The organism is Streptomyces sp. NPDC017936, from assembly GCF_044328485.1.
GTDB lineage: Bacteria > Actinomycetota > Actinomycetes > Streptomycetales > Streptomycetaceae > Streptomyces.
The window spans coordinates 200,783-224,588 of record NZ_JBIRHK010000013.1; the positions used below are offsets into that span (position 1 = coordinate 200,783).

Below are 23,806 nucleotides of genomic sequence, written 5' to 3' on the forward strand. Positions count from 1 at the left end.
CGAAACGCTCCTCGGTGCGACGGTGTGGGGGGTTGGGTCAGGCGGAGGTCAACGGGCCGATGCGGTACAGGACTTCGGTCTCGTGCGGGCCGTCCGGGAACAGGCCCGCGTCGAACAGCACCTCACGGGTGACGTCCGCCCCGTGCCGGGCGGCGTAGGAGGTGAACAGCCGCTCGGAGGCGGTGTTGCCCGGCGTGACGGTGGTCTCGACGGTGGTGAGGGGGCGCTCGGCGGCGAGCCGTGCGGTCAGCCCGTCGAGCAGGGCGGCGGCGAGGCCGCGGCCGCGGTACGCGGGGTCGACCGCCACCTGCCAGACCAGCAGGACGTGCGGTGCCTCGGGGCGGACGTACCCGGTGACGAAGCCGACCGGCTCCCCGTCCTCGGCACGGGCCACCGCCGAGGTGCCGGCGAAGTCACGGCACCACAGCAGATAGCTGTAGGACGAGTTCAGGTCGAGCTTCCCGGATTCCTTGGCGATACGCCAGAGCGCGGCCCCGTCGGCCACCGAGGGGCGGTCGATCCGCAGGTCTGCTTGTGTGGCAGTCATGCGGATCGAATTTACCGAGGGAAAGAGAAAAATGCATGGGCTGCGGGGGTTACGGGACGGCTGTTCCCGTGTTATCCGCGCGAGCGGGCGATCGGGCGCGAGCGGTGTCGTCTATGGGGTGATTTGGGTGGCGCAAATGCCGCAGAACGGGCGCCCTGTGGAACGTGTCACACGGGGAAATCCTCACGGGATCCGCCCGGACAAGGTCTCGGAACGTTCGCGAAATCTTTGCGTTTGGCGTCGGGGAGAGCGGGCAGAAGAGTAACGGAAATCCACCCGCTCGAATTGTCGGCGAATTACCCTGAATTCAGGCTCCGGTAACTCCGTCGATACGCTCCCGCAGAATGTCCGCGTGGCCGTTGTGCCGCGCGTGCTCCTCGATGAGGTGAATCAGCAGCCACCGCGGACCGGCCTCCCGGCCGGCCATCGGGCCGTCGGTGATCCGTCCGGTGTCGTCGGGCGGACGCCCGGCGGTCGGCTCCCGCCCGAGCGCCGTCTCGCGGCGCCGGTCGGCCAGGGCCTCGGCGAGCCCCCGGCCGGGGTCGAGGGCGTACCCGGTCCCCTCCCCGTACGGGGGCGGCACGTCGCGCCCGGCGAGGACCCGCTGGAACCGGTTCCGTTCGACCTCGGCGAGGTGCTGGACCGGGCCGGGCGGGGTGAGGGAGGAGGGCTCGGCCGACGCGCGCCGAAGCTGCGCGTCGTTCAGGCCGGCGCACTTGAGTTCCAGGGTGGCGCGGTGGAAGTCGGGCCGGCTGTCGAGCACGGGCCGTTCGTCACCCGTCATCGGGGGGACCGGGCGGCCGTCGGGAAGAGTCGTCGTCCCGCGAGCACGGCAGCGCCCACCGACACCCGCGCCGGGTCCGGGCGCACGCCCGGCTGCGCGACTGACGGGGACGCGGTGCCGGGCCCCCGTTCCCGCCGGGACCGCCCGGGGCCTCCGGCCCCGGCGTCGCGACCGCGGGGGCTACCGGGCGCCCGCCGCGCCCTGGTCCCAGGCCTGCTCGGCCGCGCGCAGCGCGCCCGCCAGGTCCACGGTCCGTCCCTGCTCCGCGAGCGCCCCGCCCAGCGCCGTCAGGCTGCCGCGGACCGCGCCCGGGGTCGCGTCGGCGCCGTAGTGGTTGACCCGGATCATCTCCCCGGCCAGCGCGCCCCCGCCCGCGGCCAGCGGCAGCGCGGGGTCCTTCGCCAGGGCCCGCGCCACGAGCTCCGAGGCCACGACACCGGACGGGGTGCGCAGGGTCGTCGCGACCGGCGCCGCCTGGGCCGCCTCGTGCACGTACGGCTCCACGCCGCCGCCCAGGGCCGCCACGCCCGCGCGGGTCGCCGCCGCGGCGGACGCGTGCCGGGCCATCGCGTTCTCCAGGCCCTCCGCCTCGATCCGCTCCACGCAGGCCTCCAGCGCCAGCATCTCCAGCTGCGCCGGCGCGTGCAGCAGCGCCTTGCGGCCGCCGTCGACCCAGCGCTCCTTCCAGTCGAGGAGGGAGAGGTAGGAGCGGCGCGGCGCCCGCGGGTTCGCGGCCATCCGCGTCCAGGCCCGCTCGCTCACCGACACCGCCGACACGCCCGCGGGGCCGCCCATCGCCTTCTGCGCGCCGATCACGCACAGGTCCACGCCCCACACGTCCGGCAGCACCGGCTCGGCCCCCACGGAGGCCACCGCGTCCAGGTAGAACAGGGCGCCGTGCTCCTTCACCACCTCGCCGATCTCCGCGACCGGGTTGGTGTTGCCGGTGGCCGCCTCCGCGTGCACCAGGGACACGAAGTCGATCTCCGGGTGCTCGGCGAGGGCGTCGCGGATCTGCTCGGCGCCGACCGCCGTGTGGAAGGGCACCGCCAGATCGATCACCGTGGCGCCGCAGTCCCGCAGCCAGTCGCCGAAGGTCTGCCCGTAGGGACCGGTGATGACGTTCAGGGCGGTCGTGCCGGGACCGGCCGTCGCCCGGATCGCGCCCTCCAGCGGCAGCAGCGCCTCACCCTGCATGATCACGACGTCCTGCCGGGTGCTCAGCAGGCGCGCCACACGGTCCTCGATCGAGGCGAAACGGGCGGCGGTCAGCGGGGCCAGGTCCAGGAACGGATGCGTCACGGCAATGCTCTCTTTGCTCACGGGGTAGACGTGACGAGAGTAACCGGCACGTCCCCCACCGCCGCGACCGGTGACTTCCCAGGCGGAAAGCCTCGGTGACCATCGGTTCGGTTGGGGGAAGTCAAACACATCCTTATAATCAGAACTCCATCGTCTCCTTACAGGAAGGCCCGTCGTGAACACGCTCTCCGGGCGCCGGACGCGCACCCTGGCCGCCATCACCGCGACGGCCGGGCTGATGCTCACGGCTGCCTGCACCTCCAGCGACGACGGCGGCAGCGGCACCAAGACCGCCGCGGGAGGTGTCGAGCTGGTCAAGGCCGGACAGCTCACCACCTGCACCCACCTGCCGTACCCGCCGTTCCAGTCGGAGATCGACGGCAAGGTGCAGGGCTTCGACGTCTCCCTGATCGACCTCGTCGCCGAGGACCTCGGCGTGAAGCAGGAGATCCTCGACACCCCCTTCGAGAACTTCAAGACCGGCGCCTTCCTCAACTCCGGCGAGTGCGACCTGGCCGCCGCCGGCATGACCATCACCGAGGAACGCAAGAAGAACGTCGACTTCTCCGACCCGTACTTCGACGCCACGCAGGCCGTCCTGGTCGACAAGGACGCCGGGGTGAACTCCCTCGCCGAGATCAAGTCCGAGAACGTCAAGCTCGGCGCGCAGGCGCAGACCACCGGCGAGGACTACGTGACGAAGCAGGGCTTCGACCCGGTCTCCTTCGAGTCCTCCGACGCCGTCCTCAACGGCCTGCGCACCGGCCAGGTCAAGGCCGTCGTCATCGACTACCCGGTCGTCCAGGGCTGGCTGAAGGACAAGGCCAACGCGGACGCCTTCAAGGTCGTCGACAACCTCAACACCGGTGAGCAGTACGGCTTCACGGTGAAGAAGGGCAACACGAAGCTGGTCGAGGCCATCAACAAGGCGATCGCCGACGCCAAGGCCGACGGCACGTACAAGAAGCTGTACGAGCAGTGGATCGGCCCGTACGACGCGGCCGCTGCCTCCCCGTCCGCCTCATGAGCGAGGACACGACGCTCGAGTCGGTCCCGCGCCGCAAGGGCCTGACCCGGCGCCAGAAGCGCAGGGTCTCGCGCGGTGTCCAGTACGTCGTCTTCGTCGCCGCCGTGACCGCCCTCGCGGTCTCGGCGGACTGGGGCCGGCTGCAGAACCAGTTCGCGCAGGCCGACATCGCCGAGCGGATGTTCCCGGACGTCATCACGCTGGCGCTGAAGAACACCGTGCTCTACACGGTGACCGGCTTCGCCGTCGGACTGGCCCTCGGCATGGTGATCGCGCTGATGCGGCTGTCGTCCGTGGGCCCCTACCGCTGGCTCGCCGGGATCTACATCGAGATCTTCCGCGGTCTGCCCGCCCTGCTGATCTTCATCTTCATCGGGGTGGCCGTCCCGCTGGCCTTCCCCGGCACCGAGATCGTCGGCGGCACGTACGGCAAGGTCGCCCTGGCGCTCGGCCTGGTGGCGGCCGCGTACATGGCGGAGACGATCCGCGCGGGCATCCAGGCGGTCCCCAGGGGCCAGATGGAAGCGGCCCGCTCCCTGGGCTTCTCCCCGGCCCGCGCGATGATCTCGATCATCATCCCGCAGGCCTTCCGCATCATCCTCCCGCCGCTGACGAACGAGCTGGTGCTCCTGTTCAAGGACTCCTCGCTGGTCCTCTTCCTCGGCGTCACCCTGGAGGAGCGGGAACTGTCCAAGTACGGCCGCGACCTGGCCAGTACGACCGCCAACTCCACGCCGATCCTCGTCGCCGGCCTGTGCTACCTGCTGGTCACGATCCCGCTCGGCTTCGTCGTACGCCGCATGGAGGCGAAGGCACAGGAGGCCGTGAGATGAGCCGACCCGAGATCGACGTACGCGGCCTGCACAAGTCGTTCGGCGACAACCAGGTGCTGCGCGGGATCGACCTGGAGATCGGTCAGGGCGAGGTCGTCTGCGTCATCGGCCCGTCGGGTTCGGGCAAGTCGACGCTGCTGAGGTGCGTCAACCTCCTGGAGGAACCCACCGAGGGCCGGGTCTTCGTCGGCGGCACCGAGCTGACCGACCCCGACGTCGACATCGACGCCGCGCGCCGCCGGATCGGCATGGTCTTCCAGCAGTTCAACCTCTTCCCGCACCTCACGGTGACCGAGAACCTCACCCTGCCGCAGCGCCGGGTGCTCCGGCGCGACAAGGCGCGGGCCGCGCGGGTCGCCGCCGAGAACCTGGCACGCGTCGGCCTGTCCGAGAAGGCGGACGCCTACCCCTCCTCCCTCTCCGGCGGCCAGCAGCAGCGGGTCGCCATCGCCCGCGCGCTGGCGATGGGCCCGGAGGTCATGCTGTTCGACGAGCCGACGTCGGCGCTGGACCCGGAGCTGGTGGGAGACGTCCTGGCGGTCATGCGCATGCTGGCGAACGAGGGCATGACGATGATGGTGGTCACCCACGAGATGACCTTCGCCCGCGAGGTCGCCGACCGGGTCGTCTTCATGGACGGCGGCGTGGTCGTCGAGGACGGCGCCCCCGCACAGGTCATCGGCGACCCCGCCCACGAACGCACCCGCCACTTCCTCTCCCGCCTCCTCGACCCCGCGATGGCGGAGGTGGAGGAGGAGACGTCCGACCAGGTGGGCAGGACCGAACAGCCGGGTGACTAGGGTGCGGTGCATGAGCGATGAGCCGGTGCTGCACGTGAAGGGCCGGGTCCTGGCCGGACCCGACGACGTCCGCGACGACCTGTGGGTCGTCGGCGGCCGGATCTCCTACGACCGTCCACCCGGCGCCCGCGACGTCCGCCGGGTGGACGGCTGGGCGCTGCCCGGCCTGGTCGACGCGCACTGCCACGTCGGCCTCGGCGCCCACGGGCCGGTCGACCGGGACGTGGCGGAGCGGCAGGCGCTCACCGACCGGGACGCCGGGACGCTGCTCATCCGCGACGCGGGCTCGCCCTCCGACACCCGCTGGACCGACGACCGCGAGGACCTCCCGAAGATCATCCGGGCCGGCCGGCACATCGCCCGCACCCGCCGCTACCTCCGCGGCTACGCCCACGAGGTCGAACCGGAGGAACTGGTCGCCCACGTCGCCCGGGAGGCGAGGCGCGGCGACGGCTGGGTCAAGCTGGTCGGCGACTGGATCGACCGCGAGGCGGGCGACCTGTCGGCCTGCTGGCCGCGCGAGGCCGCCGAGGCGGCCGTCAAGGAGGCCCATCGCCTGGGCGCGCGGGTCACGGCCCACTGCTTCTCCGAGGACTCGCTGCGCGACCTGGTGGAATCGGGCATCGACTGCATCGAGCACGCGACGGGCCTCACGGACGACCTGATCCCCCTGTTCGCGTCGCGTGCGGTGGCGATCGTCCCGACCCTGGTCAACATCGCCACGTTCCCGGAGCTCGCCGACGGCGGCGCGGCGAAGTACCCGCGCTGGTCGGCCCACATGCGCCGGCTGCACGCCCGCCGCTACGACACCGTCCGCAACGCCTACGACGCCGGCATCCCGGTCTACGTCGGCACCGACGCGGGCGGCTCCCTGCCCCACGGCCTGGTGGCCGAGGAGGTCGCGGAACTGGTGACGGCGGGCATCCCCGCGGTGGACGCGCTCGCGGCGACGACCTGGTCCGCCCGCGCCTGGCTCGGCCGCCCCGGCCTGGAGGAGGGCGCGCCGGCCGACCTGGTGGTGTACGACCGGGACCCCCGCACGGACGTACGGGTGCTGGGGGCCCCGAAGCGGGTCGTGGTGAACGGACGGGTGGTGGGGTGACGCCCCGCGGGGGACGCGGACGCGACGACGCGCACGGGCGCGCCGCGGTGGCGTGAACTCCGGCGGGACCGCTGTCGGACGGCTGGCGCCGCGCCGTCCTCTTAAGGCCCCGAGCGTGCTCTCCCCGGGGGCCCACACCGTGAACTGCGACAGCCCCCACCCGCCCGCACGCCGTTGCGCCCCCGGAAGCCCGGAAGCCCGGGAGTCGGCGGGCCGGGTGACCTTTCGGCCGACCGAGTCGGGTGGTGGGCGGGCGAAGGCCGGGGGTCCAGGGGGCGGAGCCCCCTGGCGGGGTCGTAGGGGCGGAGCCCCTGGAGACAGGACGGGCAGGGGCGGCGGGGCACCCCCCGAGACCACCCCGGAGGGACCCCGCTCAGCGCGACGTCGCCGCCAGCGCCTGATCCAGTGCCTGGAGGAACCGGTTCACCGTCCCCCGGTCCCGCACCGCCAGCCGCAGCCACTCCTCGTCCAGCCCGGGAAAGGTGTCCCCACGGCGCACCGCGAAGCCCAGGGCGCGCAACCGGTGGCGGACGGCGGCGGCCCGCGGCAGCCGGACGAGGACGAACGGCCCCTCCGCCGGCCCCGCCACCCGCACCCCGTCCCCGGCGAACTCCTCCAGCCCCGCCACGAGGTGGGCCCGGTCCGCCGCGACCCGGTGCGCCGCGCGGTCCGCCTCGGCCAGGGCGCGCGCGGACACGCAGGCCTCCGCCGCGGCCAGCGCCGGCGTGGACACCGGCCACAACGGCTGGGCCCGCTCCAGCGCGGCGATCGTGTCCGGGTCCGCGAGGACGTACCCGATGCGCAGACCGGCCAGCCCCCAGGTCTTCGTGAGGCTGCGCAGGACGACCAGCCCGGGCACGTCCGTCCGCCCCGCCAGGGCCTCCCGCTCGCCCGGCACCGCGTCCATGAACGCCTCGTCGACCACGAGCGTCCGCCCCGGACGGGCCAGCCGGGCCAGCAGGGCCGCCGGGTGCAGCACCGACGTCGGGTTCGTCGGATTGCCGACGACCACCAGGTCGGCGTCCTCCGGGACGGCCGCCGGGTCCAGCCGGAAGCCGTCCTCCTCGCGCAGCAGCACCCGTCCGACCGCGTGCCCGGCGTCCCGCAGCGCCGCCTCCGGCTCCGTGAACTGCGGGTGCACCACCACCGCCCGGCGCACCTCCAGGGCCCGCGCGAGCAGCACGAACGCCTCCGCCGCACCCGCCGTCAGCAGCACCCGCCCGGCCGGCACCCCGTGCCGCGCCGCCACCGCCGCCCGCGCCCGGCGCCCGTCCGGGTAGGCCGCGAGGCCGGTCAGGGACGCGGCGATGTGCTCGCGCAGCCAGTCCGGAGGGGTGCCGGCGCGGACGTTGACCGCGAGGTCGACCAGCGCCGAGCCGTCGTCGCGTACCTCCGCGTCACCGTGGTGGCGCAGGTCGTGCCCGTCAGTGCGCATGGGAGTGCGTGTGCCCTCCGTGCCCGTGCCCATGACCGTGCCCGTGACCGTGGTGGTGGTGGCCGTCGTCGTCCGGGTGGAAGTGCGGCTGCTGCGGCAGCCCCACCTTGTCCTCGAAGCCCGGCAGCGCGACGCGGTACACGCACGAGTCGCAGTTCATCCGCAGATCGCCCTTGACGGCCTCCGCGTACCGCTCCATCACCAGGTCCAGCAGCTCCGGCTCGGGCCCGATGACGTCCGCCGACCGCACCTCGACCTCCGGGTGCGCCGCGGCCCACTCCTCGGTCTGCCGCCGCACCCGGTCCGGCAGGATGCCGGTGAACAGGAAGTAGGGCAGGACGACGATCCGCCGCGCGCCCAGCCGCGCGCACCGGTCGAGCCCGCTCGGCACGTCGGGCGCCGCCAGCGACACGAACGCCGTCTCGACGTTCGCGTACCCGCGCCCCTCCCACAGCAGCCGGGCCGCCTTGCAGACCTCGGCGTTGGCGTCCGGGTCGGTCGAGCCGCGCCCGACCAGCAGCACGGTCACGTCGGACCGGTCCCCGGCGGCGCGGCCGGCCCCGCCCAGCGCCTCGTCCAGCCGCCGCTCCAGGACGCTCAGCAGCGCCGGGTGCGGGCCCAGCGGCCGCCCGTACGTGTACGAGACGCCCGGGTGCCGCTCCTTCTCCCGGGCCAGGGCCGCCGGGATGTCCCCCTTGGCGTGCCCGGCGGACACCAGCATCAGCGGCACGGCGGCGAACCGCCGCACGCCCCGCTCCACCAGTTCGGTGACGGCCTCGCCCAGCGGCGGCGGGGACAGTTCGATGAAACCGCCCGCGACGGGCAGCTCGGGGTGGCGGCGTCCCAGCTCCCGGACGAAGTCGCGGAACGCCTCGGCCCCGGCGTCGTCCCGGGTGCCGTGGCCGGCGATGAGCAGGGCGGGCGGCGGGGTGGTCACGATGTCTCCTCGGAGTGCGGAACGGGGTGGTACGACAGGGCGGCGGGCGCGGCGGCGACCGCCGGCCCGCCCTTCACGGGCCCGGCGCCCGGGGCGCGGGCCGGCGACGGGCGCGCGGGCGGCGTCGCCCGGCGCACGACGGGGCGCCCGGCCCGGGTCACCGGGCGCCCTCCTGCCAGCGGTAGCCGCGCGGCGTCACCATGCGGTCGGCGACGGTGCGGGTCGCGGTGTTGCCCACCGTCACGACCGTCATCATGTCGACGGTCGCCGGGTCGAGGCCGGCGAGCGTCGTCACCCGGCTCGACCCGTCCGGCCGTGAGGCGTTGCGCACGACACCGACCGGCGTCGACGGCTCCCGGTGCCCGGCGAGGATCGCGAGCGCCTTCGGCAGCTGCCAGTCGCGGCCCCGGCTGCGCGGGTTGTAGAAGGTCACGACGAGGTCCGCCTCGGCCGCGGCCCGCACCCGGCGCTCGATGACCTCCCACGGCGTGTGCAGGTCGGACAGGCTGATCGACACGTGGTCGTGGCCCAGCGGCGCGCCCAGGAGCGCGGCGGCGGCCAGCGCGGCGGTCACCCCCGGCACCCCGACCACGTCGATGTCGTCGGAGGCCTCGGCGAGCGCGGGGGAGGCCATGGCGTACACGCCCGCGTCCCCGCTGCCGATCAGCGCGACGGCCTGACCCCGGCGCGCCTCCGCGACGGCCGTCCGGGCCCGCTCCTCCTCGGCGCCGAGCCCCGACTCCAGGATCCGGGTGCCGGGCCGCAGCAGGTCGCGGATCTGGTCGACGTACTGGTCGAGCCCGACGAGCACCGAGGCCCGCGCCAGCTCGGCCTGCGCGCGCGGCGTGAGCAGGTCCCGGGCCCCGGGCCCGAGCCCGACGACCGCGAGCCGCCCGCGCCCCGGACGCCGTACGACGGCACAGGTCGCCATGGCGGGCCGGCCGTCCGCGCGCCGCGACTTCCGCTTGGGCACGAGGAGTTCCCCGCCGCGCACCAGCGCCGCGGCCTCCGCGACGGACGGGGTGCCGACGGCGGCGAGGGGCGCGCCGGACGGGTTGGGCACCTCGACGGCGGCCAGCTCCCCGGCGGAGTACGTCACCACGGGCACGCCGAGCCGGGAGGCCGCCGCGAGGACGCCGGGCTCGCCGGCCTTCGCGTCGACGGTGGCGAGCTCGGCCACGCTCCGCGCGGACAGTCCCGCGTCCCGCAGGGCCTCCTCGACGACGTCGAGCACCTCCTCGGCGGGCGCCCCCTTGGACGCGCCGACCCCCACCACCAGGGACGGCGGGCGCAGCAGCACCTCGCGGGCGCCGGGCTCGACCGCCCGGTCCGTCACCCGGACGGTGTACGCGCCGCGCTCCGCGAACGGCACCGGCGGCAACGGCCAGGCCACCTCCGCGTCCAGCGCGACCGGCTCCCCGTCGAGCAGGGCCCGGCTCACCCCGGCGACGTCGCCCTCCACGGGCAGCCCGAGGGTGTCCAGGCCGGGCATCCCGACGGCGTCCGTGGCCGTCGTCACCACCGGCTCGGCGCCCAGCAACCCGCCCACGGCGCGCGCCAGGTCGTTGGCGCCGCCGCCGTGCCCGCCGACCAGCGAGACGGCGAACCGGCCGGCCTCGTCGACGCACACCACACCCGGGTCGGTCGCCTTGTCGCCCAGCAGCGGCGCGAGGAGCCGCACCACGGCCCCGGTGGCCAGGAAGCACACGAGCTGCTCGCACTCCGCGAACGCCCGCCGTACGGCGTCCCCGACGGGACCGTCGTACACGCGCGTGCGGTCCGGCCACGCCGCGGCCAGCCGGTCGCGTGCCGCCGCCCCCGCCGCGGTGGCGGAAATGAGGCCGATCACAGAGCGACTCCTTCTCGGTTCGTGCGGGGCCTGACGCCCCACAGCAGGAAAACGGGATTGGCCGCCGCCAGCCGGGTCACGTCCCCCGGCAGCGGCGCGAGCCGCGCGGACTGCACCAGCACGCCGTCGCAGTCCAGCCCGGCGCCGGTGAGCGCGGCGCGCGCCGCCGGCACCCGGTCCAGCGCGGCCAGGGCGACGACCACGGTCCGCCGGGCGCGCCGCGCGCACACCCCGACGATGTCGGCGAGCTCCCGCCCGCCGCCCCCGACGAACACGGCGTCGGGATCGTCGAGCCCGGCCAGCGCCTCGGGCGCGGCGCCCCGCACCACGTGCACGTCGACGCCGTACGCGGCGGCGTTGGCACGGATCCGGGCGGCCCCGTCCTCGGTCTTCTCGACCGCGCTGACGGCGGCCCCCAGCCGCGCGCACTCCACGGCCACGGACCCCGACCCGGAGCCGACGTCCCAGACCAGGTCGCCGAGGCGCGGGCCCAGCCGGGCCAGCGCCAGCGCCCGCACCTCGAACTTGGTGATCATCGAGTCGCGGTGGGCGAACTCCCGCTCGTCCAGCGCCCACCCGGCGGGCCCCGGCGCCGGCCCCGCGAGGGTCCGCGCCGGACCGGGCGCCCGCGTCCCGTCCAGGCACAGCACCACGTTCACCGCCACGCCCCAGTCGCGGGCCGCGGCCTCGGCCGGGGTGACCCGCTCCACGCGCTCGCGCACCGGGTCGCCCAGCGCCGACGCGACGACGAGGACCCGGCCGGGCGCGGTCCGGGCGAGCGCGGCGCCCAGTTCGGCGGGCCCGGCGCCGGGCCCGGTCAGCACGGCCACCTTCGGATGCGCCCGGCACACCTGCACGGCCGTCCGCGGATCACGCCCGTGCGCGCTGACGACGACGGCGTCGTCCCAGGTCAGCCCGAGCCGGGCGAAGGCCGCGGCGACGGACGACACACCCGGCCGCACGTCCAGCCGGTCCGCCCCGAACCGCTCGGCGAGCGCCCGCACGATCCCGAAGAACCCGGGGTCCCCGGACGCCAGCACGACCACCCGCCGCTCCTCGGCGACGTACTCCTCGACGGCGTCGAGGGCGGGCGCGAGCGGCCCGAGCACGACGCGTTCGGCGCCCGCGGGCAGGGTCACCGCGTCCAGGTGGCGCCGCCCGCCGACGACGAGCCCGGCACCGGCCAGCTCACCGGGGCCGGGCGGCGCCCCCGTCCCCGTGCCGAAGACGGTGATCGGCCGGCTCACGTACCGGCACCCCGCTCGCGCAGCGCCTTGCGGGCGGCCGGATCGGCCTTGCGGAATCCGTGGAAGTGGCCGGGGTGGTACAGGTGCGAGCGGGTGCCGTGCGCGTCGAGGGCGGGACCGACCAGGAACAGGGTGTGCTTCCAGAGCTTGTGCTCCTTGACGGTCTCCTCCAGCGTGCCGACCGTGCAGCGCACGACCAGCTCCTCCGGCCAGGTCGCCTGGTGGGCGACGACGACCGGGGTGGAGGTCGGGTAGCCGCCCTCCAGCAGCTCGCGCACGAGCTGCCCGCTGCGCGCGGCCGACAGGAAGACCGCCATGGTCGTGCCGTGCTTCGCGAACTCCCGCACCTCCTCGCCGGGCGGCATCGGCGTCTTGCCGCCGCCCAGCCGGGTGAGGATCACGGACTGCGCCACCTCGGGGATCGTCAGCTCGCGCTGCGCGAGCGCGGCGACCGCCGAGAAGGAGGACACGCCCGGCACGATCTCCGTGGCGATCCCGATCCCGGCACACCGGTCGAGCTGCTCCTGCGTACCGCCCCACAGCGCGGGATCGCCGGAGTGGATCCGGGCGACGCGCAGCCCCTCGTCCCGGGCCCGCTCGTACACGGCGACGACGTCCTCCAGGGACATGGTCGCCGAGTCCAGGATCTCGGCGCCCTCGCGGGCGTGCTCGAGGACCTCCGCCTGGACCAGGCTCGCGGCCCAGATCACGACGTCGGCCTCGGCGATGGCGCGCGCGGCGCGGAACGTCAGCAGGTCGGCGGCGCCGGGGCCGGCGCCGACGAAGGTCACCTTGCCGGTGGGAGCGTCGGCCATGGGTTCGGGTCCTCTCATGACGGGATGGGGTACGGCCGGACGTGCGCGGCCGGGGTTCGATCGGATACGAAGGGCAGCCGGCGGTGCCCGTCGCGCTCGGCGCGTTCCTGACGACGTCGGCCGGCGGCCGGGCGGCGCACCGCGTGACCGACCGCCGGCACCCGGTGCCGGGCCCGGCCGGGTGACGCGGACGGTCTCACAGCTTGCCGCCCCGCCCGCCCTCGCGCCGGGGGGGCGCGATGAGCGTGGAGAGGTAGGGCAGCGGCTCCCCGCCCAGTTCGCCGGCGGGCCGGATGGACTCCTCCGCCAGCCCGAGCGCCGACCCCCACACGGCGTCCCCGATCCGCCCGGTCTCCCGCAGCGCCTCGGCGACCTCGGCGGACTGCCGCCCGAACTTGTACGCCACGACGGTCCCCGGACCGGCCAGCGCGTCCTTCAGCACGGCGGACCCCGCGGTGACGGGCACCAGCGTCAACGGCTCGGTGCCCTCCGTCAGCACGGCGCCCGACCGGGCGGCGAGGTCCTGCATGGCGGTGATCCCGGGGACGGTCTCGACGGCCGTCCCCGGCACCAGTTCGGCGACGGTCTGCGCGAGGTAGGTGAAGGTGGAGTACACGTTCGGGTCACCGATGGTCGCGAAGGCGACGGTCCCGTGCTCCCTCAGCAACCGGGCGACCCGTTCCCCGGCCGCGTCCCAGGCGGCCTCCCGCCGCGCCCGGTCGGCCCGCTCGTTGAGCGCGAACACGACCCGGACGACCTTCTCCCGCGACACGTAGTGCAGCACGGTCGCCTCGGCCCGCCCCGGCTCCCCGCCGTCCTGTCCGTCGGCCGCGGCCATCACGGGCACGACGACGACCTCGGCGGCCCGCAGCGCGTTGACGCCCTTGACGGTCACCAGCTCCGGATCCCCGGGACCCACGCCGACCCCGATCAGCTTGCTGTTGCTCATGACGTCCGGCACCTCTCCACGAACCGACGGGCCACACCGGGCTCGGCCGCCCAGTGCGTGTGCAGATAGCTCGCGTGCACACCGCGTTCCACGAAACCCTCGACGCCCCGCCGAGGGGCGCGCACCCCCCACGCGGGAGCCGCCCCCGCCCCCGGCTCGACGACGGTCCGGTGGAACTCGTGCCCCCGCATCCGCGTCCCGGCGGCGGCCAGCGCGCTGTCGCTCACGGCCACGGCGTCCCGGTAGCCGAGGGTGAGCCGCTCGGACATCCGGGCGGTCGCGTCCAGCACCCCGCACATCGGCTGCCCGTCGAGCTCCCGGCACAGGTAGAGCAGCCCGGCGCACTCGGCGGCGACGGGAGCGCCGCCGAGGGCGAGCCCGGCGACCGCCTCGCGGAGCGGCTCGTTGGCGGACAACTCGGAGGCGTACACCTCGGGGAACCCGCCCCCGATCACCAGCCCGGCCGTCCCCTCGGGCAGCCGCTCGTCCCGCAGCGGATCGAAGGGGACGACCTCGGCGCCGGCGGCGGCGAGCAGTTCGGCGTGCTCGGCGTAGGAGAAGGTGAAGGCGGACCCGGAGGCGAGGGCGACGACCACCGTCGAACCCCGACCGCCTTCACCCGCCCCGTCCGGCTCGGGCCGATCGGGGGTCCAGGGGGCCGAGCCCCCCGGCGGGGGCGAAGGAGCCAGGACCCCGGCCGCGTCCCAGGCCGCACCCGGCAACGCCCCCGCACTGCGCGCCAGCGAGGCCAGGGCCTCCAGATCGCACCCGGCGTCGACCTGAGCGGCCATCGCGGCGACGGCCTCCACCGCGTCGGCCCGCCGCTCGGCGACCGGCACCAGCCCCAGGTGCCGCGACGGCGTGTCCACCTGGGCCGCCCGCCGCAGCACCCCGAGAACGGGAACCCCCGCCTGGTCCAGCGCCTCCCGCAAAAGCTCCTCGTGCCGGTCCGAACCGACCTTGTTCAGGATCACGCCCCCGACCCGCACCTCCGGGTCCCAGGACGCGAACCCGTGCACCAGCGCCGCCACCGACCGCGACTGCGACGAGGCGTCCACGACGAGCACCACCGGCGCCCGCAGCAGCTTGGCGACATGGGCGGTGGACGCCAGTTCCCCCTCGCCGGCCGCCCCGTCGTACAGCCCCATCACCCCCTCGACGACGGCGAGGTCGCACCCGCGCGCCCCGTGCAGGAACAGCGGAGCGACCAGCTCCGGCCCGCACAGGTACGCGTCGAGGTTGCGCCCCGCGCGCCCGGTGGCGAGCGCGTGGTACCCGGGGTCGATGTAGTCCGGTCCGACCTTGTGCGGGGACACGGCGAGCCCCCGCGCGGCGAACGCGGCCATCAGCCCCGTGGCGACCGTGGTCTTGCCGCTGCCCGAGGAGGGCGCGGCGATGACCAGCCGGGGTACGGCTGTCACCACTCGATGCCCCTCTGGCCCTTCTGACCGGCGTCCATGGGGTGCTTGACCTTGGACATGTCGGTGACGAGGTCGGCGAAGCCGACGAGCTTCTCGGGCGCGTTCCGCCCGGTGATCACCACGTGCTGGGTGCCGGGCCGGTCGCGCAGCACGTCGATCACCTCGTCGGTGTCGACCCACCCCCAGTGCATCGGGTACGCGAACTCGTCGAGCACGTACAGCTTGTACGTCTCGGCCGCCAGGTCCCGCTTGACCTGCTCCCAGCCCTCGCGGGCCTTCTCCTCGTTGTCCATCTGGGCGTCCCGCTGGACCCAGGACCAGCCCTCGCCCATCTTGTGCCAGTCGACGGTCCCGCCCTCGCCGGAGGCGCCGAGCACGCGCAGCGCGTTCTCCTCGCCCACCTTCCACTTCGCCGACTTGACGAACTGGAACACCCCGATGGGCCACCCCTGGTTCCAGGCGCGCAGGGCGAGCCCGAAGGCGGCGGTCGACTTGCCCTTCCCGATGCCCGTGTGCACGACCACCAGCGGACGGTTGCGGCGCTGACGCGTGGTCAGCCCGTCGTCGGGCACCACACTCGGCTGTCCCTGAGGCATTACGCGGCCCTCCTCTGTACGTCCTTCACCAGTCCGGCGATGCTGTCCGCCCGCAGCTCGTCCAGCGTCACCGCCGTGCCCCCCAGCTCGCCCGCGAGCTGTCCGGCGAGCCCCAGCCGCACGGGCCCCGACTCGCAGTCCACGACCACCGACGCGATCCCCTCGGCCGCGAACAGCCGGGCCGCCCGCCCCGCGAGCGCGACCGGCTCCGGGCCACCGGTGGCCCGCCCGTCGGTCACCACCACGACCAGCGCCCGCCGCGCCGGATCCCGCAGCCGCTCCACCCGCAGCACGTCGTGCGCCTTGAGCAGCCCGGCGGCGAGCGGGGTCCGCCCGCCCGTCGGCAGGGACTCGAGCCGGGCCGCCGCCGCGTCGACGGAGGAGGTCGGCGGCAGGGCGACCTGCGCGTCCTTCCCCCGGAAGGTCACCAGCCCCACCTTGTCCCGCCGCTGGTAGGCGTCGAGGAGCAGGGACAGCACGGCGCCCTTCACGGCGCTCATCCGCTGCCGGGCCGCCATCGACCCGGAGGCGTCGACCACGAACAGCACGAGGTTCCCTTCGCGCCCCTCCCGGGTCGCCTGCCGCAGATCGTCCCGTCGCACCACCAGCCCCGGCCCGGACCGCCCGCGCGCCCGCTGGTGCGGCGCGGCGGCCTGCACGGTCGCCGCCAGGTGCAGCTTGGTCAGCGTGCCCCGCGGCCGCCGCGCACCGGTCGTCCGTCCGTGCTCGGTCCGCGCCCGCGACCGCCGGCCCGCGGCGCCCTCGCCGATGCCGGGAACGCTGAGCACCTTGGCGCGGAACGGCTCGGCGGCCCGCACCGGGGCCTGCTCGCCCGCCCCGGCGCCGGACGCCTGCGGCTCCCCGCCCTCACCGGCCTCGGGGCGCGCGCCGGTGTCCCCGCCCTGCGGGTCGCCGTCGCCCCGCGGGGGCTGCCCGCCGCCGCCACCGCCACCGGGACCGTCGGGGTCGGGATCCTCGTCGTCCTCGCCGGAGAACTCCTCCAGGGCCTGGTCCAGCTTGTCCTCGTCCAGCCCCGGCGCGTCGAAGGGGTTGCGGCGCCGCCGGTGCGGCAGCGCCAGCAGCGCCGCCTGCCGCACGTCCTCCGCCAGCACGTCGGTCCGCCCGGCCCAGGCGGCCAGCGCGGTCGCGGTACGGGCCATCACGATGTCGGCCCGCATGCCGTCCACCTCGAAGGCCGCACAGGTCGCCGCGATCTGCCGCAGCGCGCCGTCACCCAGCCGCACCGACGGCAACAGCTTCCGCGCCGCCACGATCCGCGCCCGTACGCCGGCCTCCTCGTCCGCCCACCGGGCGGCGAAGCCGGCGGGGTCGTCGTCGTACGCGAGCCGCCGCCGCACGACCTCCACCCGCTGGTCGGGCTCACGGGAGGCGGCCACCTCGACCGTGAGGCCGAACCGGTCGAGCAGCTGCGGCCGCAGCTCGCCCTCCTCGGGGTTCATGGTGCCCACGAGCAGGAAGCGAGCGGCGTGCCGCACGGAGACGCCCTCGCGCTCGACGTAGGAGGCGCCCATGGCGGCGGCGTCCAGCAGCAGGTCCACCAGGTGGTCGTGGAGGAGGTTGACCTCGTCGACGTAGAGGATCCCGCGGTGCGCGTCGGCGAGCAGGCCGGGTTCGAAGGCCTTCACGCCCTCCGCCAGCGCCCGCTCGATGTCGAGCGCGCCGACCAGCCGGTCCTCGGAGGCGCCGACGGGCAGTTCGACCATCCGGGCGGGGCGCCGCACGCCGCTGCCCGCCTCGTGCGGCCCGTCCGGGCAGGACGGGTCCGGGGCCGCCGGATCGCACGAGAAGCGGCACCCGGCGACGACGCCGACCTCCGGCAGCAGCGCCGAGAGGGCCCGCACCGCCGTGCTCTTCGCGGTGCCCTTCTCGCCGCGCACCAGCACACCGCCGACGGCCGGGGAGACGGCGTTCAGCAGCAGCGCGAGCCGCAGGTCGTCCTGTCCGACGACCGCGGTGAACGGGAACGGGGTACTCACTTCTCGTCGCCCTCCAAGTCGCCTTCCAGCTCCAGGTAGGTGGCCCGCAGCCGCTCGATCGTGTCCGCGTCCGGCTCCGCCCACAGCCCGCGGTCGGCCGCCTCCAGGAGCCGCTCGGTGATGCCGCGCAGCGCCCAGGGGTTGGACTTCTTCATGAAGTCCCGGTTCTCCGGATCGAAGACGTACTCGGCGCTGAGCTTCTCGTACATCCAGTCGTCGACCACGCCCGCCGTGGCGTCGTAGCCGAAGAGGTAGTCGACGGTCGCCGCCATCTCGAACGCGCCCTTGTAGCCGTGCCGCCGCATCGCCGCCATCCAGCGCGGGTTGACCACCCGGGCGCGGAAGACACGATGGGTCTCCTCGCCCAGCGTCCTCGTCCTCACCTGGTCCGGAGTCGCCGAATCCCCCACGTACGCCTCGGGGTTGGCGCCGGTCAGGTGCCGCACCATGGCGACCATGCCGCCGTGGTACTGGAAGTAGTCGTCGGCGTCGACGAGGTCGTGCTCGCGCGTGTCGACGTTCTTCGCCGCCACCGCGATCCGCTTGAACGCCGTCTCCATGTCCCCGCGCGCCGCCCGCCCGTCGAGCCCGCGCCCGTACGCGTAGCCGCCCCACACCGCGTACACCTCGGCGAGGTCCGCGTCGGAGCGCCAGTTGCGGGCGTCGATCAGCGGCAGCAGACCGGCGCCGTACGCCCCCGGCTTGGAGCCGAAGATCCGGGCCGTCGCGCGCCGCCGGTCGCCGTGCTCGGCGGTGTCCTCGTCGGCGTGCGCCTTCACGAAGTTGGACTCGGCCGGCTCGTCCAGCTCGGCGACCTTGCGGACGGCGTCGTCGATCAGGCCCACCACGTGCGGGAACGCGTCCCGGAAGAACCCGGAGATGCGGACCGTGACGTCGATGCGCGGCCGGCCCAGCTCCGCCGGGGGGATCACCTCGAAGCCGGTCACCCGGCGCGAGGCGTCGTCCCACACCGGACGGCAGCCCAGCAGCGCCAGGATCTCGGCGATGTCGTCGCCCTGGGTGCGCATGGCCGAGGTGCCCCAGACCGTCAGGCCGACGGACTTCGGGTACTCGCCGGTGTCCTGGAGGTACCGCTGCACCAGCGAGTCGGCGAGGGACTGGCCGACCTCCCAGCTCAGCCGCGACGGAATCGCCTTGGGGTCGACGGAGTAGAAGTTCCGGCCGGTCGGCAGGACGTTGACCAGACCGCGGGTGGGGGAGCCGGACGGGCCGGCGGGGACGTAACCGCCGTCCAGCGCCTTGAGGATGTGACCGATCTCGTCGGTCGTCCGGGCGAGCCGGGGCACCACCTCGCGGCACGCGAACTCCAGCACCGCGACGGCGTCCGGGAGTTCGGCGCCCAGCACCTCACGGACCAGGGGCGCCACCGACGTGACGTCCCACGCCCGTGCCTCCATCCCCTCCGCGAACCGCCGGCACAGCTGCTCCAGCAGGTCGACGGCGTCGGACGCCGTACGGGACGGCCCCTCGACCAGGTCCGTCAGCTCCACCGGCACCTTCACCGGCGCGCCCGGCTCGGCCAGCAGGTCCTTCTCCACCAGCCCGAAGTGCCGGGCCAGCGAGGCCCGCAGCCCCGGCAGCGCGTTCGCCTGCCCGCCCCACACCTGCGAGGCGCGCAGCACGGCCAGCACGAGGTTGACCCGCGGCTCGCCGACCGGACCGCCGCCCAGGACGTGCAGACCGTCGCGGATCTGGACGTCCTTGATCTCGCACAGGTAGCCGTCGATGTGCATGACGAACTCGTCGAACGTGTCGTCGTCCGGCTGCTCGTCGACGTGCAGGTCGTGGTGGAGCTCCGCCGCCTTCACCAGCGTCCAGATCTGCGCGCGGACCGCCGGCGCCTTCGTCGGGTCCAGGTCGGAGACGAGCGCGTACTCGTCGAGCAGCTGCTCCAGCTTCGCCAGGTCGCCGTACGTGTCCGCGCGGGCCATCGGCGGCACCAGGTGGTCGACGACGGTGGCGTGCCCGCGCCGCTTGGCCTGGGTGCCCTCGCCGGGGTCGTTGACGATGAACGGGTAGATCAGCGGGAGGTCCCCGAGGACGGCGTCGGGGGCGCAGCCGCCGCTGAGCCCGAGCCCCTTGCCGGGCAGCCACTCCATCGTGCCGTGCTTGCCCATGTGGACGACGGCGTCCGCGCCGAAGCTGTTCTCCAGCCACCGGTACGCCGCCATGTAGTGGTGCGACGGCGGCATGTCCGGGTCGTGGTAGATCGCGATCGGGTTCTCGCCGAAGCCGCGCGGCGGCTGGATCATCACGACGACGTTCCCGAACTGCAGGGACGCCAGCACGATGTCGTCGCCGTCGACGTACAGGCCGCCCGGCGGCTCGCCCCACGCGTCGAGCATGCCCTGCCTGAGCTCCGGGTCGAGCCGGTCGAACCACGCCCGGTAGTCGGCCAGCGGCACCCGCGCGGGCGCGGCGGCGAGCTGCTCCTCGGTCAGCCACTCGACGTCGTGGCCGCCGGCCTCGATGAGGCGGTGGATCAGCTCGTCCCCGTTGTCGGGGTACTCGGTGAGCGAGTACCCGGCCTCCTTGAGCGCGTCCAGGACGCGGACCGCCGACGCGGGCGTGTCGAGACCGACCGCGTTGCCGACCCGCGAGTGCTTGGTCGGGTAGGCGGTGAAGACGAGGGCGAGCTTCTTGTCGCGGTTCGCCTTGTGCTTCAGCCGCGCGTGCCGCACGGCGATCCCGGCGACCCGCCCGGCGCGCTCCGGGTCGGCGACGTAGACCGGGACGTCGTCGGGGCCCTGCTCCTTGAAGGAGAACGGGACGGTGACGAGACGGCCGTCGAACTCGGGGATCGCGACCTGCATCGCCGCGTCCATGGGGGAGAGGGCGGCGTCGGACTCGTCCCAGGCCTGCCGCGAGGAGGTCAGACAGAGCCCTTGCAGCACCGGGACGTTCAGCTCGGCGAGCGCCCCGATGTCCCACGCCTCCTCGTCACCGCCCGCCGAGGCCTGCGAGGCGTGCGTGCCGCCGGCCGCGAGCACCGTGGCGACCAGGGCGTCCGTCCGGCCGAGGATCTCGTACAGCCCGGCGTCCGCCCCGCGCAGCGAACCGCAGTACACGGGCAGCGCGTCGGCCCCCCGCGCCTCGATCGCGTCGCACAGCGTGTCCACGAACGCGGTGTTGCCGCTCAGCTCGTGGGCCCGGTAGAAGAGCACGCCGACGGTGGGCCGGCCCTCGGTGACGGCACGCTCCCCGTGCACCCCGTACTCGGGCATCTTCCGCGGCTCGACGAATCCCTCGCCCGTCAGCAGCACGGTGTCGGACAGGAACCGCGCCAGCTCGGTCAGGTTGTCGGGCCCGCCCTCGACCAGGTACTTCAGCGCCTCGGCGACCACGCCGGCCGGCACCGACGACTCGGCCATCAGCTCCGCGTCCGGCACGCTCTCGCCGCCCAGCAGCACGGTCGGGACGCCGGACGCCTTCAGCGCGGCCAGCCCGTCCTCCCAGGCCCGCTTGCCGCCGAGCAGCCGTACGACGGCGATGTCGGCGCCCTCGACGAGCCCGGGCAGGTCCCGTTCCACGTCCACCCGGGTCGGATTGCCGATCCGGTAGGAGGCGCCGGTGGCGGCCCGGGCCGCCAGCAGATCGGTGTCGGCGGTCGACAACAACAACACTGTGCTCATGCGGGCGCTCCCGGTGGAATGAAAGGCAGTCCTTGCGGCGCGCCCGACTCGATGAGCCGCCACAGCGCGTCCGTGTCCGCGTGCTGTTCGATCAGGTCGCCGAGCCGGTCGAGCTGCTCCTCGCGCAGCGCGGCGAAGGAGGTGTCGGCCGCCGGCACGAACCGGCGGCCCGCGGCGGCCGCCACCTCGCGCAGGAAGGCCCGCCGGAACCCGTCCGACTCCAGCGAGCCGTGCCAGTGCGTGCCCCAGGTCTGCCCGACCCGGCAGCCGTCCAGGAAAGGTTCGCCCCCCTGCACGTCGGCGACCCCGTGGTGGATCTCGTACCCCTCGACCCGCTCGCCGAGGGCTTCCCCCACGGGCCGGGTGAGGGTCTTCTCGCGGGCGAACCGCACCCGCACGGGCAGCACACCGAGCCCGTCGACGTGCCCCCGCCGGCTCTCGACCTCGTCCTCGATGTGCTCGCCGAGGATCTGGAAACCGCCGCAGACGCCGAGGACGGGCCGGCCCTCGGCGGCCCTGCGCCGCAGGGCCTCGGCGAGCCCCCGCTCGCGCAGCCACTCCAGGGCCCGTACGGTCCCGCGTGTGCCCGGGACCACGACCAGGTCGGCGTCCGCCAGTTCCTCCGGCCGGTCCACGAACCGCACCACGACCCCGGGTTCGGCGGCGAGCGCGTCGACGTCGGTGAAGTTGGACATCAGCGGGACCGCGCAGACGGCGACCCGCAGCACGTCCTCGCCGACGGGCGGGGAGACGTCCGACTCGCGCACGGTCCCGCGCAGGGACACCCTCCCCCACTCTCGGCTTCGCTCGAGCGGGGGGACCCCCATCCCGTCCTCCTCGTCGATGCCGAGCCCGTGCCGGAACGGCAGGACGCCGTACGTCCGCCGCCCGGTGAGGCCGTGCAGCATCTCGAGCCCCGGCTCCAGCAGCGAGACGTCACCGCGGAACTTGTTGACGAGGAACCCGGCGACGAGCGCCTGGTCCTCGGGCGACAGCAGGGCCACCGTCCCGAAGAAGGACGCGAAGACCCCGCCGCGGTCGATGTCGCCGACGACCAGCACCGGCAGCCCGGCGTTCCGGGCGATCCCCATGTTGACGATGTCGGTCCGCCGCAGATTGATCTCGGCGGGACTGCCGGCCCCCTCACAGATCACCGCGTCATACGTGCCCCGCAACGTCTCGAGACACTCCAGCACGGTGCCCAGCAGCCGCTGCTGCCGGCCGCCGTGGTAGCCGCGGGCACTGAGCTCGCCCACCGGCTTCCCCATCAGCACGACCTGGCTGCTCTGTTCGCCCCCGGGCTTGAGCAGCACGGGATTCATCAGGGCGGTCGGCTCGACCCGGCAGGCCTGCGCCTGCATCGCCTGGGCCCGCCCGATCTCGGCGCCCTCCCTCGTCACGAACGAGTTGAGGGACATGTTCTGCGCCTTGAAGGGCGCCACCTTCACGCCCTGGCGCACCAGCCACCGGCAGATCCCGGCGGTGACGACGCTCTTGCCGGCGTCGGAGGTGGTGCCGGCGACGAGGAGACCCCCGCTCATGACGTACGCCCCTTCGCTTTCGTGGCGACCGCGCGTGCGGCGACGGTGACGCCGAGCGCGAGCAGACCGACACGGCGGGAGAGCCGTGCGGCGCGTTCGATGTCGTGGGGCACGACGGGCCGTCCCGCCGCCCCGTTCAGCACGGGCCGGTGCTCCACCCGGCCGCCGTACGACAGGGTCCCGCCCAGCCGCACCCCGAGGGCGCCCGCGAAGGAGGCCTCCACCGGCCCGGCGTTGGGACTGGGATGCCGGCGGGCGTCGGCCCGCCACGCCCGTACGGCGCCGCGCGGATCGTCCCCCGCGAGGGCGGCCAGTACGGCCGTCAGTCGGGCCCCCGGCCACCCGGCGAGGTCGTCGAGCCGCGCCGAGGCCCACCCGTACCGCCGGTGACGCGGCGACTTGTGGCCGACCATGGCGTCGAGGGTGTTGACGGCCCGGAACCCGAGCAGCCCCGGCACCCCGCCCACGGCCCCCCACACCAGCGCCCCGACGACGGCGTCGGACGTGTTCTCGGCGACGGACTCCACGACGGCGCGGGCGATGCCGTCGGCGTCCAGGGCCTGCGGATCCCGCCCGCACAGATGCGGCAGCCGCTCCCGCGCGGCCTCGACGTCGCCCGCCTCCAGGGCCCGCCCGACGGCCCGGGCCTCCCGCACGAGGGAGGTCCCCCCGACGACGGCCCAGGTGGCGGCGGCGGTGAGGGCGACGGAGCCGGCCGTGGAGGCCCGTACGGCGCGTGCGGCGACGGCCCCCAGCGCCACGGCGCCCCCGGCGCACACGGCGGTGTGCAGCGCGCCCCACCCGCGGTGGTCCCGCCACAGCACCCGCTCCACGCCGGCCGCGGCCCGCCCGAACACGGCGACCGGATGCCCGCGGCGCGGATCGCCGAGGAGCAGGTCCCCCAGGAGGCCGGCGGCGGCACCGTACGCGTGAACGCGATCGGCACCCATCGGCTCAGCCGACCGCGGAGT

The 23,806-nt window shown here is 74.8% G+C and carries 19 protein-coding genes; 4 read left to right on the top strand and 15 right to left on the bottom strand.

Annotated elements, in window-relative coordinates; all coding sequences use genetic code 11:
* Positions 1 to 37 precede the first annotated feature (37 nt).
* The 3 genes from ectA to ACH4F6_RS26370 all read right to left on the bottom strand — a co-directional run bounded on the left by ectA (position 38) and on the right by ACH4F6_RS26370 (position 2,633).
* Positions 38 to 547, bottom strand: coding sequence for a diaminobutyrate acetyltransferase (gene ectA / locus ACH4F6_RS26360; RefSeq protein ID WP_397962807.1), 510 nt, complete (start codon positions 545 to 547; stop codon positions 38 to 40).
* Between the two features lie 307 nt (positions 548 to 854).
* On the bottom strand, positions 855 to 1,331 hold the full coding sequence (locus ACH4F6_RS26365; protein ID WP_397962808.1) for a DinB family protein: 477 nt from the start codon (positions 1,329 to 1,331) through the stop codon (positions 855 to 857).
* 180 nt (positions 1,332 to 1,511) lie between these two features.
* Positions 1,512 to 2,633, bottom strand: a complete 1,122-nt coding sequence (locus tag ACH4F6_RS26370; RefSeq protein ID WP_397962809.1) for a pyridoxal-phosphate-dependent aminotransferase family protein — start codon at positions 2,631 to 2,633, stop codon at positions 1,512 to 1,514.
* A gap of 175 nt (positions 2,634 to 2,808) precedes the next feature.
* On the opposite strand from ACH4F6_RS26370, the gene ACH4F6_RS26375 reads away from it, so the two are divergent.
* The 4 genes from ACH4F6_RS26375 to ACH4F6_RS26390 are packed head-to-tail and all read left to right on the top strand — an operon-like array spanning position 2,809 to position 6,395.
* Positions 2,809 to 3,660, top strand: coding sequence for a transporter substrate-binding domain-containing protein (locus ACH4F6_RS26375; RefSeq protein WP_397962810.1), 852 nt, complete (start codon positions 2,809 to 2,811; stop codon positions 3,658 to 3,660).
* Entirely contained in the window at positions 3,657 to 4,493 is an 837-nt protein-coding gene (locus ACH4F6_RS26380) for an amino acid ABC transporter permease (RefSeq protein WP_397962811.1), read from the top strand. Before ACH4F6_RS26375 ends, ACH4F6_RS26380 begins: the two co-directional genes overlap by 4 nt.
* On the top strand, positions 4,490 to 5,293 hold the full coding sequence (locus ACH4F6_RS26385; protein WP_397962812.1) for an amino acid ABC transporter ATP-binding protein: 804 nt from the start codon (positions 4,490 to 4,492) through the stop codon (positions 5,291 to 5,293). The genes ACH4F6_RS26380 and ACH4F6_RS26385 overlap by 4 nt, the downstream gene beginning before the upstream one ends.
* A gap of 10 nt (positions 5,294 to 5,303) precedes the next feature.
* The gene (locus tag ACH4F6_RS26390; protein WP_397962813.1) at positions 5,304 to 6,395 is read left to right on the top strand and encodes an amidohydrolase family protein; all 1,092 of its coding nucleotides are present in this window, start codon (positions 5,304 to 5,306) and stop codon (positions 6,393 to 6,395) included.
* A 373-nt stretch (positions 6,396 to 6,768) separates the two neighbouring features.
* Here ACH4F6_RS26390 and cobC read toward each other — a convergent pair whose 3' ends face one another.
* The 12 genes from cobC to ACH4F6_RS26450 form a co-directional block, all read right to left on the bottom strand.
* On the bottom strand, positions 6,769 to 7,830 hold the full coding sequence (gene cobC / locus ACH4F6_RS26395; protein ID WP_397962814.1) for an Rv2231c family pyridoxal phosphate-dependent protein CobC: 1,062 nt from the start codon (positions 7,828 to 7,830) through the stop codon (positions 6,769 to 6,771).
* Positions 7,820 to 8,767 carry a sirohydrochlorin chelatase gene (locus ACH4F6_RS26400; protein ID WP_397962815.1) on the bottom strand — a complete coding sequence of 316 codons (948 nt, stop codon included), beginning with the start codon at positions 8,765 to 8,767 and terminating at the stop codon, positions 7,820 to 7,822. Before ACH4F6_RS26400 ends, cobC begins: the two co-directional genes overlap by 11 nt.
* 157 nt (positions 8,768 to 8,924) lie before the next feature.
* A complete protein-coding gene (cobJ, locus tag ACH4F6_RS26405; protein WP_397962816.1) occupies positions 8,925 to 10,616 on the bottom strand; it encodes a precorrin-3B C(17)-methyltransferase in 1,692 nt (563 codons plus the stop codon).
* Entirely contained in the window at positions 10,613 to 11,863 is a 1,251-nt protein-coding gene (gene cbiE / locus ACH4F6_RS26410) for a precorrin-6y C5,15-methyltransferase (decarboxylating) subunit CbiE (protein ID WP_397962817.1), read from the bottom strand. The genes cobJ and cbiE overlap by 4 nt, the downstream gene beginning before the upstream one ends.
* Positions 11,860 to 12,678 carry a precorrin-4 C(11)-methyltransferase gene (gene cobM / locus ACH4F6_RS26415; RefSeq protein WP_397962818.1) on the bottom strand — a complete coding sequence of 273 codons (819 nt, stop codon included), beginning with the start codon at positions 12,676 to 12,678 and terminating at the stop codon, positions 11,860 to 11,862. Before cobM ends, cbiE begins: the two co-directional genes overlap by 4 nt.
* A 196-nt stretch (positions 12,679 to 12,874) precedes the next feature.
* Complete coding sequence (cobI, locus tag ACH4F6_RS26420) at positions 12,875 to 13,639, bottom strand: precorrin-2 C(20)-methyltransferase (protein WP_397962819.1); 765 nt, start codon at positions 13,637 to 13,639, stop codon at positions 12,875 to 12,877.
* Positions 13,624 to 15,051: a cobyrinate a,c-diamide synthase gene (locus tag ACH4F6_RS26425; protein ID WP_397962820.1), complete on the bottom strand. Its 1,428-nt coding sequence runs from the start codon at positions 15,049 to 15,051 to the stop codon at positions 13,624 to 13,626. The genes cobI and ACH4F6_RS26425 overlap by 16 nt, the downstream gene beginning before the upstream one ends.
* Positions 15,045 to 15,644: a cob(I)yrinic acid a,c-diamide adenosyltransferase gene (gene cobO / locus ACH4F6_RS26430; protein ID WP_397962821.1), complete on the bottom strand. Its 600-nt coding sequence runs from the start codon at positions 15,642 to 15,644 to the stop codon at positions 15,045 to 15,047. Before cobO ends, ACH4F6_RS26425 begins: the two co-directional genes overlap by 7 nt.
* The gene (locus tag ACH4F6_RS26435; RefSeq protein WP_397962822.1) at positions 15,644 to 17,641 is read right to left on the bottom strand and encodes a putative cobaltochelatase; all 1,998 of its coding nucleotides are present in this window, start codon (positions 17,639 to 17,641) and stop codon (positions 15,644 to 15,646) included. Before ACH4F6_RS26435 ends, cobO begins: the two co-directional genes overlap by 1 nt.
* Positions 17,638 to 21,294 carry a cobaltochelatase subunit CobN gene (gene cobN / locus ACH4F6_RS26440; protein ID WP_397962823.1) on the bottom strand — a complete coding sequence of 1,219 codons (3,657 nt, stop codon included), beginning with the start codon at positions 21,292 to 21,294 and terminating at the stop codon, positions 17,638 to 17,640. Before cobN ends, ACH4F6_RS26435 begins: the two co-directional genes overlap by 4 nt.
* Complete coding sequence (locus ACH4F6_RS26445) at positions 21,291 to 22,835, bottom strand: cobyric acid synthase (protein WP_397962824.1); 1,545 nt, start codon at positions 22,833 to 22,835, stop codon at positions 21,291 to 21,293. Before ACH4F6_RS26445 ends, cobN begins: the two co-directional genes overlap by 4 nt.
* Positions 22,832 to 23,785, bottom strand: coding sequence for a cobalamin biosynthesis protein (locus ACH4F6_RS26450; protein WP_397962825.1), 954 nt, complete (start codon positions 23,783 to 23,785; stop codon positions 22,832 to 22,834). The genes ACH4F6_RS26445 and ACH4F6_RS26450 overlap by 4 nt, the downstream gene beginning before the upstream one ends.
* Positions 23,786 to 23,806: the final 21 nt, after the last annotated feature.

Bases quoted from the DNA above. Each gene is read 5' to 3' on its own strand.
- ACH4F6_RS26385 (WP_397962812.1), top strand. From the start codon at position 4,490: ATGAGCCGACCCGAGATCGACGTACGCGGCCTGCACAAGTCGTTCGGC.
- cobC (WP_397962814.1), bottom strand. From the start codon at position 7,830: ATGCGCACTGACGGGCACGACCTGCGCCACCACGGTGACGCGGAGGTA.
- ACH4F6_RS26365 (WP_397962808.1), bottom strand. From the start codon at position 1,331: ATGACGGGTGACGAACGGCCCGTGCTCGACAGCCGGCCCGACTTCCAC.
- ACH4F6_RS26380 (WP_397962811.1), top strand. From the start codon at position 3,657: ATGAGCGAGGACACGACGCTCGAGTCGGTCCCGCGCCGCAAGGGCCTG.
- cobN (WP_397962823.1), bottom strand. From the start codon at position 21,294: ATGAGCACAGTGTTGTTGTTGTCGACCGCCGACACCGATCTGCTGGCG.
- cobM (WP_397962818.1), bottom strand. From the start codon at position 12,678: ATGGCCGACGCTCCCACCGGCAAGGTGACCTTCGTCGGCGCCGGCCCC.
- ACH4F6_RS26390 (WP_397962813.1), top strand. From the start codon at position 5,304: ATGAGCGATGAGCCGGTGCTGCACGTGAAGGGCCGGGTCCTGGCCGGA.
- ACH4F6_RS26445 (WP_397962824.1), bottom strand. From the start codon at position 22,835: ATGAGCGGGGGTCTCCTCGTCGCCGGCACCACCTCCGACGCCGGCAAG.
- ectA (WP_397962807.1), bottom strand. From the start codon at position 547: ATGACTGCCACACAAGCAGACCTGCGGATCGACCGCCCCTCGGTGGCC.
- ACH4F6_RS26450 (WP_397962825.1), bottom strand. From the start codon at position 23,785: ATGGGTGCCGATCGCGTTCACGCGTACGGTGCCGCCGCCGGCCTCCTG.
- cobO (WP_397962821.1), bottom strand. From the start codon at position 15,644: ATGCCTCAGGGACAGCCGAGTGTGGTGCCCGACGACGGGCTGACCACG.